Here is a 14,655-nt window from a genome sequence, read left to right as displayed (position 1 = left end):
TTTTCTCCATCCACCTGACCCAGTTGCCCGGCCTAGTAGCGAACGCGGAGTTCGATGCCATAGGTGCGCGGCGGATTGAGCGTCACGCGACGCGCGAAGCCCGAGTCGGCGGAACCAATTTCAAGACCGTTATAGGCCACCTCATCCGTTGCATTTCGGATATAGCCGACAAGATCATAATGGCCTGAAGCGCTCTCCCAGACGGCGCGCCAGTCAACCTGTCCAGACCCAGGGGAAAGGTAGCGCTCCGTATTGAAGGGAGAAAAATACTGGTCACCCACATAACTGTATGACCCGACGATATTCAGGTCGCCGGCGTCGAAACCGAACCGATACAAGGCCGTCAGGTTGAACTTGTGCTCAGGCGACTGGGGCATGGTCGCGCCATCAAGATCCTGTGCACCGGCAGCGGCATTGGCGAGGTCGACCGTGCAGCAGAAGTCCGTAAACTCCGAATTGAGATAGGAGTAGGTCCCGTAGAATTCGAGGTTCGGGCTCGGGGCCCAGATGACTTCCAGCTCCAGGCCGGCGGAACGTGCTTCATCCGCGTTGATGAAGTTGTCCCTCACGACGGGTCCGGAAAGCACCTGAACGGGGATTTGCAGGTCCTGATAGTCGTACAGAAACGCCGAAGCATTGACCTGGAGCGTATCTCCGATCGTCTGCTTCAGGCCAACTTCCCAGGCAATCAGCTGCTCTTCCGCCACAGCGGGTGTGAAGGCATAGAGATTGAACCCACCGGACTTGTAGCCTTGGCTCACTCCGCCATAGACAAGCGTGTCATCATCCGGACGCCATTGCAGTCCGATCCGGCCAGTGAACCCGTCCCATTCACCTGAAACATCACGAACATTCGGCCCTTGCCCGGTCAGCGAGGGTGTCGCATCCAGGGCGCAGCAGGATGCAAATGCGCCCTCGACTGCCGGTGCGGATGGTCCGTATCCCAGCGATCCCGCCACAAAGGGCGCCCACAGCATGTATTGCAGCGTCTCGCGGCCATGCTTCTCATCCGAGGTATATCGAAGCCCTGCCGTAAGCCGCCATTGCGGTGTCAGATCATAGTCGATCTGACCAAAGGCAGCCCAGGATGTGGATTCAAGCTCCGCGCCAAGATCAACATAGTTGAGGGCCGGATTGGCCACACCGGTCGGCGCAAGGGTGAAGCTGTTGAGCAGCGTCCCGAGCTGGGCCTGGTTGGGACTGGCAATATCGTAGGACTGCTCGGTATTTTCCTCATAATAGTAGAGCCCGGTAATCCACTGCATCGGGCCGTCACCGGTCGAGCTCAGATTCAGCTCGTGACTGGAGAATTCCTTGTCTTCGGTGATGGTCTCGATTCGACCGGCCTCGACGACGGGGCCAATGCCGAATGCCGGATAGGAGACTCGCGAGGAACGGTCAAAGTCGCTGTCCTGGAAGAAATCATAGGTCTGCCACCCTCCCGTATATCGCATGCGGATGCCGTCGAATTCATAGGTCACCGCGGCTGTCACGGCATGCTGGTCATCCAGCCGGTATTGCCCGTCATAATCATGACTGACCGTGAACGCATCTGTCGCGGCCGGATTGGCGCCCGCATAGCCGAAGGTAGGGGATGGCAACAGACTGCTCGATCCGAAATAGGTCGCGGTTTCGTACGGATCAATCTGGATACCGGTGGTCGGTGTCGAGTCCGCTACAGAGCCATAGTAGCGAACCCAGACATCAAGATCGTCTGAGAGATCCGCCTCCAGTTGGACTTCATAGAAGCGTACATCAGCTTGCGCCTGGTCGGCTCCCGCGTCATTGCGGATATAGCCGTCATGGCGATTCGACGACCCTGCAACACGCATCCTTGCAGCATCCGACAGGGGCACAGACAGAGCAGCCTCGGTAATGCTTGTGCCATAGTTTCCGAGGGTCTGTCGGAACTCGAACTCTTGCTCGTCACTCGGCCGTCGGCTCACCACATTCACCGCACCACCAATCGAGTTGCGGCCATACAGCGTGCCCTGCGGTCCGCGCAAAACCTCTACGCGTTCAACGAACAAGGAGGAAAGACCGATGACCGACGCTTCCGACGTGTAGACACCATCCGCATAGGTCGCCACACCCGGATCACTGCCAGGTGTGTTCAGGAAACGTCCCACGCCGCGCAGAAACACGCGATTTGGGAATTCCGAATAGCTCATGCCGGGCGTCAGCCGCGCGATGTCCTGGGTCGTCAGTATACCGAGGGTTTCTCGTCGCTCAGACGTGTATGCGGACACGGCAACAGCCACGTCCTGCAAGTCGGCCTCTCGTCTCTCCGAGGTTACAGTAATCACCTCGCCCACCACGCTGACTGCCTCCTCGGTCGCGTCCTGGGCGTGAGCACTGCTGATCGTGAGCAGCGCTGCAGATGCAATGCCAGACAGTAGAACTTGCTTTTTCATCGGTTTCTCCCCGCTCTGAGGCCGGCCTCCCCGCCGCCCGGATATAATTGAGGTGAAACGATTGCCAAGCTAACCAAAATGGTCAATAAGGTCAGTTTTGCTTACCTAGATTGTCATGATTGAACTCACCCGCTTTCAGTATCTGATCGCCTTGGCAGAAACCGGAAACTACCGGCGAGCCGCAGACAAGCTTGGCATCACACACAGCGCTCTGAGCCAGATGATCGCCAAGATGGAGCGGGATGCCAGAGCCCCCCTGTTCGAGCGCCGGAAACGCGCCACGGTACCGACGGCCTATGGCGAAACCCTGCTCAATGCGGCTCGCGAGGCCGTCGCGCTGGTAGAAGATGCCAATCGGGAAATCTCCTTGATGCGCAATCTGGAGAGCGGCCAACTCAATGTCGGCATTGATCCGGTCCTGTCAGAAGGCTTGCTCGCGCCGGCCCTGGCGATGCTTTTGACACAGAAACCCAGCCTGCGCTTCACGACTGCCAGCATGAACTGGCGGACCAAGGAGAACGCGCTGTCAAATGACCGGATCGATCTGTTTATCGGTCTCGCACCCGACACTGAATCCAGCGCCCTGGAATACCGTTCGTTCAACCTGGCGCCGCCTGTTTTTGCCTGCCGGGCAAAGCATCCCATCCTTGGAAAACACGCCCTCACTCTGGACGATCTTGTTCACTTTCCGTTCGGCGGCGGCGACGTGCCAGACTGGCTTTTGATGCAGTTCATCACCGCCTTCCCCAGCCAGCTGAAATCATTGCAGAGCCTGCGCGAAATCTTTCTCACAACGTCAGACCTTGGCCTCACCCGGCAATTGTTGAAATCCACCGACATGATTGCGTTACTGCCCCAGCCTGTCGTTCAGACCGAGCTTGAAACCGGTCTTGTCTGCCTGCTGCCAGGGCTGCAAGACCTGCCTGCTCTGCGGATTTCAGGCGTTGTCGCCACTCGGGAAGATCGCCCGCTCTCACCTGCGGCGGCACAATTGTCGCGGATTGTCCTCGACATCGCCGAAGCGGGTTGGCAACAATATCTCACACGATCCCAAGCATAATAGCATGAACACCTCGCGGACTCGGACCACCGAACTATGGGGGTGGAGACTATCGGAGTTATCTGCGGTTTTGCCGTGAGTTGAGTGCGCCTCGGCTCCAGGCACAACTTCCCAAACCCCTGAAACTTGGTAAGAAATCTCCAGTTCATGGAAAGAGACCAGACTTGCCAGTCTGAGTGGCGGTGCTGTCAGACAAAAGCGGATCGGTCTCAGGAGTCAGGGTGCGCCGGCTTATGCAGCGAGGAGCCGACGCCACTCGGCGAGCGCTTTGTCGCGAAGCGGCTTGAAGCGAGGCCGGCGTTCGAGAGATCGGTCGTGGTTGAAGTGGTTGCGGACGGGGGCGTGAGCGGCGGCGAACTTCTGCAGGCTTCGCATGGGCCGGAACCGCGCCATCGCACGTTCTCGCCTTCGAAACGAAAGGTGTGAGTTCTCAGCCCGATTGTTCTCGTGCCGGCCGGTGACCTGTCGACCTTCGTTCCCGATCTCGCGCTTCGCTGCGCCGTGCGACCGAACGCGGTCCTGACGACTTCCTCCGGCCGGCCGTATCGCTTCATCGCTTTCTTAAGAAACTTCAATGCTGAAGCCATATCTCGCGTCTTCGTGACGAAAGACTCCAGAACCTCGCCTTCATGATCGACAGCGCGCCACAGATAGTGGGCCTCGCCATGAGCGGTCCGAACCGGTTCCACCAAAAGCACACCGTTTTGCAGGTGATATCGATGCCGCGTTCGTGCAGCAGATCTTCGACGTTCCGAAGCGACAGCGGAAAGCGGATGTATATCATCACCGCGAGGCGGATAATCTCAGGTGACGTCTTGAAATATCGAAACGGGTTACGCATCGCGCGAAGCTAAGAAACCGGCGGTCCACGCTCAAGTCGAACTTCCTCGGACAACGCCTTGCGCGAGCACGCCTTCGGCCTTTCTGCGCCATGCGTCGGGGAAAGCGACGGCCTTGCGCGCCTTGGTGTCAAAGCACACCGCGACACTTCTGAGGGTCGCAGCAAGCTCGCCCCGGCTCAGATTGGTCATCTCGTAGACGATGGTCACCGATTTGGTCCCGAGCTTTTCGAGCCGGCCGGTGATCTCCAGCAGATCGCCTGAGCCCACCTCGGCGGCATAGTCCAGCTCGTGGCGCACGTCAGCGAAGCCGACGCCGTTCGCAGCATCGGTGCCGGACCAGGCGAACACCTCGAACAGGAAGTGATAGGAGGCATCGTCAAACATCGCCACATAGTGACGCGTCGTCAGATGCCCCATCACATCGCACAGCCAGGGGTGGGCGACAGCGCGAAACGACCCCGTCATGCGGCCGCGCGCAGCTTTTTCATCTGCTCATACTTCTTCAGGCCGAGCGTCTTCCTCGCCTCTTCCGGCGTCTGGATCTTGGAGCCCATGGCTTCAAGAAGGCCGCGGGCCTTGTCCACCAGCTGGGCGTTCGTGGCGTGGACTCCCCTCTCCAGGTAGAGGTTGTCCTCCAGACCGACTCGCGCGTGACCGCCCAGCAAAGCGGTCTGGGCCACCATGGGCATCTCGTTTGAGCCGATTCCAAAGCCCGCCCAGTTCGCGCCGTCCGGCAGATTGTCGACCATGGTCTGCATGTTGCGCGTGGTGCCGTCGGCGCCCCACCTGATGCCCATGCACAGCTGGAACAGGGGCGGTGCGTCCAGGATGCCTTCGGCCAGCATCTGCTTGGCGAACCAGATATGGCCCAGATCAAAGACCTCCAGTTCCGGCTTCACGCCGATCTTCTGCAGGCGCTCCGCGCCGATGCGCAGCATGCCGATAGAGGAGACGTAGACATAGTTGGGCATGTCGTAATTGAACGAGCCGCAATCGAGCGAGCAGATCTCCGGCAGCAGCATCTCCACATGCTCCATGCGCTCGACCTGGCCAACACAGTCGGTAGCCTCGCGGTCAAATTCCGTCGGCGCGTCGTCCAGGCCCAGGAACAGGTCACCCCCCATGCCGGTGGTGAGATTGATGATCACGTCGGTGTCGTGCTCGCGAATGCGATCGACCACTTCCCTGAACAATTCGGGGTCGCGGCTCGGCGCGCCGGTTTCCGGGTCGCGCACATGAATGTGGGCGATGGCGGCGCCGGCCTTGGCGGCCTCGATTGACGCGGTGGCGATCTCCTTTGGGGTGACGGGAAGGTGCGGCGTCTTTCCGGCCGTCTCGCCCGAGCCCGTGACGGCGCAGGTGATAATCACGTTTCGGTTCAGGCGCTGATCATTCGCGGTCAAAGCTCTTGCTCCCGTTGCAGCGGCGACGCAGACGCGCATTTTCGCGCATCGGACGGCCTGGCCGCCAAGCGTCGCTGGATCACTGGATTTCAGATACTTTGAGTAATAAACACTTCGGCTTGGATTGCAAATCGATAGATGAAATAAATTCACCCAAAGGTGAATGTAAACAGAGCATGAGTATGGCGCCGTCAACGCCGCACACAGGACTTGATCTGTATTGTATTGTCAGGTGCGCGGATGGTCTTCGCGCAGCTGGGTCATCAGCGACCGCACCATCACGAATCCGATGAGCACCACCGGCGCCGACGCGATCAGCGCGGCGGTCTGAACCACCCGTAATCCGCCCATGAACAGCAGCGTCACCGGCAGCGCGCCGAGCATGGCCGCCCAGAACAGGCGCTGCCACAGGGCCGGGTCGCGCCCGGCCTCCAGAGCATGGGTGGAGCTGGAGGCGAGGATATAGGAGGCGCTGTCATAGGTAGTGGCCGAGAAGATCACCGCCGTCACCACAAACAGGCCCATGGCCCAGACATCGAGCGGCAGCGCGTCCATCATGGCGACAATGGCTGTTGCCCCGCCGTCATCATTGAGCAGGCCGACGATATCCGCAGCGCCCGTGAGCTGCAGGTTGAGGCCGAAATTGCCAAGGATCACGAAGAACAGCCCGGCGCCCAGCGTGCCATAGCCGAGCATGCCGAAGATCACCTGCCGGATCGTGCGCCCGCGCGAGATACGCGCCACGAACAGCCCCACAACCGGCCCGTAGGCGATCCACCAGGCCCAGTAGAAAATCGTCCAATCGATGACGAAATTCGACTCCCCGAACGGCTCGGCCCAGGTGTTCATGCGGATGAAGTTCTGCGCCACCAAACCGAAGCCGGTCACCCCCGCCTCGATGAACAGGCCGGTGGGGCCGACGATGAACACGAAGACCAGGAACAGGAAGATCAGCCCGACATTCAGATCGCTCAAGCGCTGGATCCCGCTGCGAAGCCCCGCCGCCGCGCTCAACGCGAACAAGGTCATGGTGATCACCAGCGTGCCGACCTCCAGCGCAAAGCTGGGCTCGACGCCCGCGATCCGGGCGGCGAGCGCTGCGATCATCGGGGTGGAGAAGCCGAGCGAGGTTCCCGCCCCGCCGAGAAGGCTGACCATGAAGATGGTGTCGACAATCCGGCCCAGGGGCTGACCAGCCCCAAAGCCTTTGACCCCGCTGCAGCCCGTGCTCAGGCGTAGAAATGGAACGCCGCGATTGTGATAGGCATAGGCGATCGCCAGCGTCGGCAGGCAATAGAAGGCCCAGGCGGTCGGCCCCCAGTGGAACAGGCCATAGGCCGACGCCCACTCCAGCGCCTCCGGGGAGCCTTGCGGCAGCGCAAACGGCGGGGTCTCCACATAGTAGGCCCATTCGATCGCGGCCCAGTACATCAGCCCGGCGCCGATGCCGGCGCAGAACAACATCCCCGCCCAGCCCAGCGTGCGAAACTCCGGCTCCACCCCAGCGCCGCCCAGGCGCACCGCGCCATAGCGACTTAGGCCCAGCCAGACCAGGAAGACGATCAGCACAAGGCCGATCACCAGATAGAATGGACCGACCCGCTCGGCGATGACGGCGTAGATCTGCGGCAGGAGCTCCGCCCCGGCCTCGGGGTTGATCACAAGCCCGGCGCACACCGCGACCACGATCGCCGCGCTGACGCTGAACGCGAACCAATCTGTGCGCACAGGACCGGTCATGGCGCACCCCAACGCTGCGGCGCGCCCCAGCCGAGCGGAGCGCAAAGCTCAATGTCGAGCGGCGCACCGGCGCGCGGTTCCACGTCCCAGACGAGAAGGTCGCCGCTGGCGCCGTATTCCGGCCAGGACGGCCCCCCATCGCCGTTAGGATCCCCCGCCGACGCGAAGCGCGCCCAGGCCGCATTCATGGCGCGGCCGAGCGCTTCGTCTTCCGCCGTGGTCGGCAGCCAGGCGTCATGCGTATCGAACACATAGGGCAATTCCGCGCCGTGATAGGCGCCAAGAGAGTCTGCGCCTTCGCGCACCCGGTCCAGGCGATACATAAAGACCGGTGCGCCGCTCCGGGCCACCGCGCGAGCGAGCGCGCGCCCGGGACAGCGCATAAGGGACGCGGTTTCCAGACGGTCCAGCGCCGCCGGGATCGTGTCGGCGTCGGCGAGCACCGCGTCGACCGCCTCATCGCCGGCCCAGTCGCGCCAAGCCGCCAGGTCAGCGTCCTGGGTTTCAGGGTCGAGATCCATCAGCCACTCATCCCGGTTTACACCGATCATCAGCGGGGTCGGGGACACGTCGCCGTTCTCAATGGCCTGCCACGGCGAGACCGGCAGCGCGGCCGCACCGGGGACCGGACCGTAATCATACCCGGAGAGCGCATCGCCCGCGGCGATCAGGATGTCCTGCGCCGGCACGTCCATGGGATCATCGTCAAGCGCGGCGACCAGAGACTGGAAGGCTTCGTTCGCACTTTGAGGCGTGCGCTCGGTGACCATTTCAAACCCGCCGCTCTGGCTGATCGCGCGATGAAACAGGCCGTGCGCCGGAGGCGCAGTGATGAGCGCGCCCACCGCCGCCGCACCGGCGCTTTCCCCAAAAATCGTCACCCGTCCCGGATCGCCGCCGAACGCCGCGATATTATCGCGCACCCATTCCAGAGCCGCGATCTGATCCAGCAAGCCGGCATTTGCTGTGGCGCCGGGCGCGTCCGGAGCAAGATAGCCGAAGGCGCCCAGCCGATAGGCGATAGAGACCAGAACCACACCGCGCGCCGCGAAAGCCTCGCCATGATAGTTGGGCTCATACGACCAGCCCGAAGTATAGCTGCCGCCATGGATGTAGACCATGACCGGCGCCGGCGTGCCGGGCGTCAGGTCTGGCGTCCAGATGTTCAGATAGAGGCAGTCCTCGCTCACCCCGGCCGGCGCCGCCGCGACGTTACGCGGAGCGCCCACGCCTTCGGCCACATCGGCATACCAGTCGGTGATGGCGCTGGTCTGCATGCAGGCCGGGGGGAAGCTGGTCGCGTTTAGAGGTTCCGAGCTTGCCTCCACCGGGGCCGGCGCGCGCCAGCGGCGCGCTCCCACGGGCGGCGCGGCGAAGGGCACGCCGGCGAACACGCCGCCAGCTGGCGCGCCGTCCAGCGCGCGGCCCGTCAGCGCCCCGCTTGAGGTGACCGCCGTTGGGGCCAGCGCGGCGGCGTCGGGCGCCGCGGCGTCCGGCGCGCATGCCGACAGCCCCAGACACAACGCCGCGACAACTGTGAACCAGGAACGAACCGCCAATCGATTAGGCCTCCTGAATCTTCAAAACGACCGCGCCGCGGCGGTCGCCCGCCTCAATCGCGGCTTGGGCCTTGGCGCAGTCCTCCAGTGCGTAGGTCTCGGCGATTCGGTGGGTCAGCCCGCCTTCGGCCTCGATGCGGGCGATATCGGATATGGCCTGCTGCTTGGCGGCTTCAGGCATCTCGTAAACGATGACCATGCGCACGGTGAGGTCCATGAACATCATGCGGTAGAAGGGCAGGGTCGGGGTCATGTCCTGTGACGAGGAATAGGTGCAGATCGCGCCGCCGATGCGGATGCACTCCAGCACCTCAGGCAGGTTCGCGCCGAACTCGACCTCCACGACCTGATCAACCTTATGGCCCCCGGTCGTCTCCAGCACGCGCGCGCCCCAACCGGCCTCGCGGTGATTTACGATGTGGGCGGCGCCGGCCTGTCGGCAGGCCGCGTCGTCGGCGGGATTGCTGGCGGTCGCCACGACCGTCGCGCCGGCCCGGCTCGCCCACTGAATGGCGTACAGGCCGACCCGGCCCGCTCCGCCGGTGACGAGGATGACCTTGCCCGCCGGATCGCCTTCAACGAACACGCAGCGATGCGCAGTCATCACCGGAATGCCGTACACCGCCCCCGCCTCAAAGCCTACGCCATCGGGCAGAGCTGGCGCCCGGCGCGCCTCCACGACCACATATTCAGCGGCGGTGCCAAACCGGCGCCCGTGCTGGGCCTGGTAGACCCAGACCCGCTCTCCAACGCGCGAACCATCCACGCCTCGGCCCACCGCATCAATCACGCCCGCACCATCGCTGTGGGGAATGACGTAACCATTGTCGAGCAGGTGGGGGAAGGCGCCGGCCCGCTTCTTCACGTCGGACGGGTTCACCCCGCTGGTGATCAGGCGCACGCGCACCTCGCCCGGACCGGGCTCCGGCGTAGGCTTTTCGCCAACTTGGAGCACCTTAGCAGGTTGGCCGAACGCCTCAAACCAGACAGCTTTCATGGTGTTCTCACTTGATCGGAAAGGTCAGTGTTTCTGTATGGCCATCCACGGCGATGACCTGGCCGGAGATCATCCGGGCCCGGTCGGACGCGAGGAAAGCGCAAGTGTCGGCGATGTCGTCCTTAGTAACGAAGCGGCGCATGGAGACCTGGGATTCATAGATCCGGCGGACCTCTTCAGGCGCCATGCCGCGATGGGCGGCGTCGCGCTCGATCACGCCATCAATGCGCGGGCCTTCGACAGAGCCCGGACACACGGCGTTCACGCGCACCCCGAACGGGCCCAGTTCCATGGCCAGCGTCTTGGTCATGCCGATCAGCGCCCATTTCGACGCTGCGTAGGCGGTGCGCTGGGGATAACCGAACAGGGCCGCGGTCGAGGCGATATTGATGATCGATCCGGCGCCCGCGGCCTTCATGGCCGGCGCGGCGGCTTTCAGGAAGTAGTACGCGCCGTTGATGTTGATATCGATCGTGCGCCGCCAGTCGTCATCATCGACGTCCTCGATGGCCGCGGTCATGCCCGCAACGCCGGCATTATTGATCAGAACGCCGATCGATCCATGACGGCCAACAGCCTGCTCGACGACCCGGGCGGCGGCATGGGGGTCGCGTACGTCGGCGACCGACGCGTCGATCTCGGGATGTGCGCTGGCGAAGGCCTCGATGGCGTCGGGCGCGGAATCGCACACATGCACCGGCCAGCCGTCTTCGGCGAGCTTGGCGGCGACGGCCGCGCCAATCCCCGACGCGGCGCCGGTGATCAGCGCAGCGCCCTTCGGCCGCGGATCGGCGTCGGGGTCATCGTGTGCGGCGGAGTACTGGATCGCCATGGTCCGTCAGCCTTTTTTAGCAATTCGAGTTAACACCGGCCAAGCTTGATACAGCGGCGCCAATTGGTTCGCGACTCGAAACGATTGGTGGCTCGGTGAACTCAATTCATCCATTGGCACGACCCTCCGTGGCGAGCACGTCGCCCAGGGCCCGCACCAACGGTTCAAGCCGGTGTTCATACTTGCGCCAGTGCCCCACGCCCTTGGCGTAGATCGGCTGGCGCACCTGTTCGGCGCTGGCGGTACGCACCGCACGCCGGGTTTCATGAAAGCGCAGACAAGCCTCTTCAAACTCCAGCCCGCATTGGGCGAGCACCCGGCGCACTTCGCTGTTGAGGTCGGCGACCACGTCTTCATACCGCACACGGATCACCCGGCCGGGACCGGCGGCGTCCCAATGGGCCATGAGATCGACATAGGCCCGGTAATACCGCCCCAGCGTCTCCAGATCGTAGGTGAAAGTCTGGCCGCGGGCGAAATTCTGCTTGAAGCAGGACAGGCCGCAATCGCGCGGATCGCGGCGGGCGTCGATGATGATGGCGTTGGGCAGAGCCCTGGTGATCAGTCCGACTTGGACGAAGTTGTTGGGCATCTTGTCGATGAAGAAGGGCGCGTCGCCATGGTAGACGGCAGTCTCCTCCAGATAACGCGCGCCCAGCGCGGCGAAGGCCCCCGCGTCCATGGCGTCCAGCGCCTCGGGATAGCCGGGGCCGGCGATCATGTCGCGCACATAGGTGAGCATGTGCGGCAGCTCCATGGTGCCTTCAACGGCGCTGTGGGAGGCGAGGATCTGCTCCAGCAGGGTCGAACCAGCGCGCGGCAGGCCGACGATGAAGATCGGCGTCGGACCCTCTGCGTTGGTCGAGCGTTCACTCAAGACCGGGAAAGCCGCCTTCAACTTGGCGCACGTGGCCTGGAATCCGTCCATATCGAAGGTATCGAGGCGGGCCTTGATGGCGTTGCCTTGCGCGTAGTGGTCGAAGCTGTCTTCAAACGCGCCGTCATCCTCGAACGCCTTGCCCAGCGCGAAGTGGAACCCCGCCCGGTCGCCGGGCGGGACAGCTTCGTCCTTGAGCGCCGCCGTCATGGTCTGGCGCTGGGCATCATCGAAGCGATAGGTCTTTAGATCCGCCAAGCTCCAATAGGCTTCGCCCAGAGCCGGATCCAGGCGGATCGCTTCGCCATAGGCCGCCTCGCATTCGGCCCGGTCGCCCAAGGTCTTCAGCGCATGCCCAAGCGACAGCCAGACGCGCGGCTGATCGGCGTCGACAGCGAGGCACTGGCGGAAGCTATCGCGCGCGTCGTCAGGCTTCAGCCCCCACGCCTGGACATTGCCCAGCATGGACCAGCTGTCGGCGCGATCGGGCGCCACCTCGACGGCCAGGCGCGCCGCCGCCTCGGCCTTGGCGTAATCAGCGCGTTCAGATTCCAGCCGGGCGATATTGCGCCAGACCACATCGGAATAGGGAGACAGCCGCCGGGCGCGCTCCAGCAGGCGCTCCGCGTCAACCGTCACGCCAGCATCGAGCGCAAGCGAAGCCAGACCCACCAGGGCGTGAACATGGTCGGGATCGGCCTTGACCACCTCGCGCAGGTCTCGCTCCGCCTCGGCGCGGCGGTTTTCGTTGAGCGCCTTGATGGACCGGGCGATGAGGCCGCGATGCGGATCCGTTTCGGCGGCCTTGCGGAAGGCGCGGCGCCCGTCTTCGAACCGCTTCGCCTCGCACAACGCATCCCCCAGAACATTCCACGCCCGGCTATGGTCCGGCGCGCGCGCTGTCAGGCCCTCAAGCGTTGAAAGCGCCGCGTCGATCTGACCGGCCTGGCGCTGGACCCGGGCGAGCTCAAGCGCGGCCTGATGAAATCCGGGCGCGGCGTCGCGCGCACGGGCCAGCAGCACAAGCGCTTCTTCAAGCCGGCCTTGAGAACTGTAAAGAGAGCCCAGAAGACACAGCGAGTTCACCTCGCCGGGCACGGCCTGGAGGATCGCCTCAAGCTGTTCGGTCGCTAGGTCAGGACGCCCGGCATTGACCCAGCGCTGGGCGTTGGCGAACGCTTGGCGGACATCCCCCTTAGCGGCGGCGGGCGAGGTCCCGGTCATGGCGCGCAGTCGGCTTGCGCAAGCCGCTCCAGGTCGAACTCCGGGTACATGGTGTTGTGGCGCAGGATCATGCAGCGCTCTTCCTCGCTCAGCCGCTCGTCGGCGAGCAGTCTATCCACAAGCGTGTCAAAGGTCAGCGGCGCCGGGGCCAGAGCGATTTCACCAGCGTCGAAGATCATCTTCCGGCGGCCCTCGTCCCACGTCTCCCACTGCGGCAAGCCGGCCCCGCCATCGCCCGGATCGCCGCTTCTCGCGAACTCGGCCCAGTAAGCCGACATCGCCCGGGACAGCGTCTCGCGCCCGGCGCGGTTGTCGGGCGTGAATAGCGGCTCAAAGCCGCCGGCGAAGGTCCCGAACACGAAGGGGATCTCCATGCCATGAGCGGCGCCGACCAGGAAGGCAAGGTCCACGGGCTCGTTCGGGGCGTCGGCCCAGTCGAAGCGGTAGGCGTAGACCGGTGAGACGGCGTGGTCGGCGATATCGTCCACGGCGCTGGCGTTCCACCAGTTGGAATAATGCTGGTCGATGGCGGCGTACTGATCCCGGGCGCGCGCCACGGGTCCGGCTTGGGTGAACTCCACATAGGCTGGATCATAGGCCATCCAGGCCTTCTGCTCATTGAGATTGCCGCCTAGCATCATGGGAACCTGATTATAGGCGCCGGAGGCGAGCTGGGCGCGGTGGCCCTCTTGCGACACGATCACCCCGTCGAGCACGACGCTGGGCAGGTCATAGCCAAGATCGGGCTGATCGCGATACGGGGCGAGCACCGCTTCGGTGGAGAGGTCGCGCATGAAGGCGGCGATCACGCCGTCATTCATGGTGGACAGCAGCTCCAGCGCTGCAGCGCGGTCGTCGGCCCGCCCCGCCGCAATGAGCCAAGCGGCGAGGAATTCGCTGGCGCTGGCCCGCGTCCCGGGCGCTTCGGCGTCGCTTGGATTGACCGCTTGAGCAAGGCTCATATTCCACAGCCCGCCGCTCTGGGAAATCGCGCGATGGAACAAGCCCTGCGCGGGTTCCGCCAGGACCAGGGCGTAAATGTTTTGCCCACCGGCGGACTCGCCGAAAATGGTCACCCGACCAGCGTCGCCGCCGAAGCCTTCGATGTTGGCTTGCACCCATTGCAAAGCCGCGATCATGTCGAGCACCGCGAACTGTCCCGTGGGCGCGTCCGGGCGTTCGCCGCGGATGGCGGGATGGTGAAACCAGCCAAACGGACCTAGGCGGTAATTGATCGTCACCACCACTACGCCCTCGCGCTCCGCCAGCACCGCGCCGTCATACTCGCGCGCCGCGCCGGCGTAGTTGCCCCCGCCATGGATCCACACCATGACCGGCGCGCCGTCGGCGTCAGCAGGCGCATGGATGTTTAGAGTCAGACAGTCTTCCGCCCCCAGGACCGGGCCGGTTTCAGCGTCGCCATAGGCCGGTTGCGCGCACGGCGCGCCGGGCTCGAACGCCTCCAGCACCGCCTCGCGGGCCGGGGCGGGCTGCGGCGGCCGCCAGCGCGCGTCACCCACGGGAGCCGCCGCATAGGGCACTGCGCCCCAGAAATGCGCACCATTTTCGCGTTGCATCCCGAGCACGGGGCCCTCGCCGGTCTCCACCTGCAAACCCGGCTCGGGGGCGGCGCAGGCCGAAAGGGAAAAGGCCCCTGCGACCGCGGCGCAGACAAGCGCCGCGGTCAGGGTTCGGGTCGAGCGCATA

10 protein-coding genes and 1 pseudogene are annotated in these 14,655 nt (G+C 63.9%); 1 reads left to right on the top strand and 10 read right to left on the bottom strand.

Features of this window, described 5'->3' with window-relative positions; genetic code table 11:
• Positions 1 to 32: 32 nt before the first annotated feature.
• Positions 33 to 2,414: a TonB-dependent receptor gene (locus AAA969_RS01225; RefSeq protein ID WP_338242728.1), complete on the bottom strand. Its 2,382-nt coding sequence runs from the start codon at positions 2,412 to 2,414 to the stop codon at positions 33 to 35.
• A gap of 115 nt (positions 2,415 to 2,529) precedes the next feature.
• On the opposite strand from AAA969_RS01225, the gene AAA969_RS01220 reads away from it, so the two are divergent.
• Positions 2,530 to 3,474 carry a LysR family transcriptional regulator gene (locus tag AAA969_RS01220; protein WP_338242726.1) on the top strand — a complete coding sequence of 315 codons (945 nt, stop codon included), beginning with the start codon at positions 2,530 to 2,532 and terminating at the stop codon, positions 3,472 to 3,474.
• Positions 3,475 to 3,705: 231 nt separating this feature from the next.
• On the opposite strand, the pseudogene AAA969_RS01215 reads toward AAA969_RS01220, so the two are convergent.
• From AAA969_RS01215 to AAA969_RS01175, 9 genes and pseudogenes are all read right to left on the bottom strand, one after another.
• A pseudogene (locus tag AAA969_RS01215) lies at positions 3,706 to 4,315 on the bottom strand (IS6 family transposase).
• Between the two features lie 31 nt (positions 4,316 to 4,346).
• Positions 4,347 to 4,781, bottom strand: a complete 435-nt coding sequence (locus tag AAA969_RS01210) for an acyl-CoA thioesterase (RefSeq protein WP_338242724.1) — start codon at positions 4,779 to 4,781, stop codon at positions 4,347 to 4,349.
• A complete protein-coding gene (locus AAA969_RS01205) occupies positions 4,778 to 5,698 on the bottom strand; it encodes a 3-keto-5-aminohexanoate cleavage protein (RefSeq protein ID WP_425325018.1) in 921 nt (306 codons plus the stop codon). Before AAA969_RS01205 ends, AAA969_RS01210 begins: the two co-directional genes overlap by 4 nt.
• Before the next feature lie 249 nt (positions 5,699 to 5,947).
• Complete coding sequence (locus tag AAA969_RS01200) at positions 5,948 to 7,459, bottom strand: BCCT family transporter (protein WP_338242719.1); 1,512 nt, start codon at positions 7,457 to 7,459, stop codon at positions 5,948 to 5,950.
• On the bottom strand, positions 7,456 to 9,018 hold the full coding sequence (locus tag AAA969_RS01195) for a carboxylesterase/lipase family protein (protein WP_338242717.1): 1,563 nt from the start codon (positions 9,016 to 9,018) through the stop codon (positions 7,456 to 7,458). Before AAA969_RS01195 ends, AAA969_RS01200 begins: the two co-directional genes overlap by 4 nt.
• A gap of 4 nt (positions 9,019 to 9,022) precedes the next feature.
• Positions 9,023 to 10,015, bottom strand: coding sequence for an NADPH:quinone reductase (locus AAA969_RS01190; RefSeq protein ID WP_338242715.1), 993 nt, complete (start codon positions 10,013 to 10,015; stop codon positions 9,023 to 9,025).
• Positions 10,016 to 10,022: 7 nt separating this feature from the next.
• A complete protein-coding gene (locus AAA969_RS01185; protein ID WP_338242712.1) occupies positions 10,023 to 10,847 on the bottom strand; it encodes an SDR family oxidoreductase in 825 nt (274 codons plus the stop codon).
• 106 nt (positions 10,848 to 10,953) lie between these two features.
• A complete protein-coding gene (locus AAA969_RS01180; RefSeq protein WP_338242710.1) occupies positions 10,954 to 12,948 on the bottom strand; it encodes a tetratricopeptide repeat-containing sulfotransferase family protein in 1,995 nt (664 codons plus the stop codon).
• A complete protein-coding gene (locus AAA969_RS01175) occupies positions 12,945 to 14,654 on the bottom strand; it encodes a carboxylesterase/lipase family protein (protein ID WP_338242708.1) in 1,710 nt (569 codons plus the stop codon). Before AAA969_RS01175 ends, AAA969_RS01180 begins: the two co-directional genes overlap by 4 nt.
• Position 14,655 lies beyond the last annotated feature (1 nt).

Origin of the sequence: Maricaulis maris (assembly GCF_036322705.1) — a bacterium.
Lineage (GTDB): Bacteria > Pseudomonadota > Alphaproteobacteria > Caulobacterales > Maricaulaceae > Maricaulis > Maricaulis maris_B.
This window is presented reverse-complemented; position numbering and strand designations above follow the sequence as displayed.

What these genes read in the sequence shown, in the direction of transcription:
- AAA969_RS01225 (WP_338242728.1), bottom strand. Translation starts at nt 2,414, where the DNA reads ATGAAAAAGCAAGTTCTACTGTCTGGCATTGCATCTGCAGCGCTGCTC.
- AAA969_RS01220 (WP_338242726.1), top strand. Translation starts at nt 2,530, where the DNA reads ATGATTGAACTCACCCGCTTTCAGTATCTGATCGCCTTGGCAGAAACC.
- AAA969_RS01210 (WP_338242724.1), bottom strand. Translation starts at nt 4,781, where the DNA reads ATGACGGGGTCGTTTCGCGCTGTCGCCCACCCCTGGCTGTGCGATGTG.
- AAA969_RS01200 (WP_338242719.1), bottom strand. Translation starts at nt 7,459, where the DNA reads ATGACCGGTCCTGTGCGCACAGATTGGTTCGCGTTCAGCGTCAGCGCG.
- AAA969_RS01190 (WP_338242715.1), bottom strand. Translation starts at nt 10,015, where the DNA reads ATGAAAGCTGTCTGGTTTGAGGCGTTCGGCCAACCTGCTAAGGTGCTC.
- AAA969_RS01185 (WP_338242712.1), bottom strand. Translation starts at nt 10,847, where the DNA reads ATGGCGATCCAGTACTCCGCCGCACACGATGACCCCGACGCCGATCCG.
- AAA969_RS01180 (WP_338242710.1), bottom strand. Translation starts at nt 12,948, where the DNA reads ATGACCGGGACCTCGCCCGCCGCCGCTAAGGGGGATGTCCGCCAAGCG.
- AAA969_RS01175 (WP_338242708.1), bottom strand. Translation starts at nt 14,654, where the DNA reads ATGCGCTCGACCCGAACCCTGACCGCGGCGCTTGTCTGCGCCGCGGTC.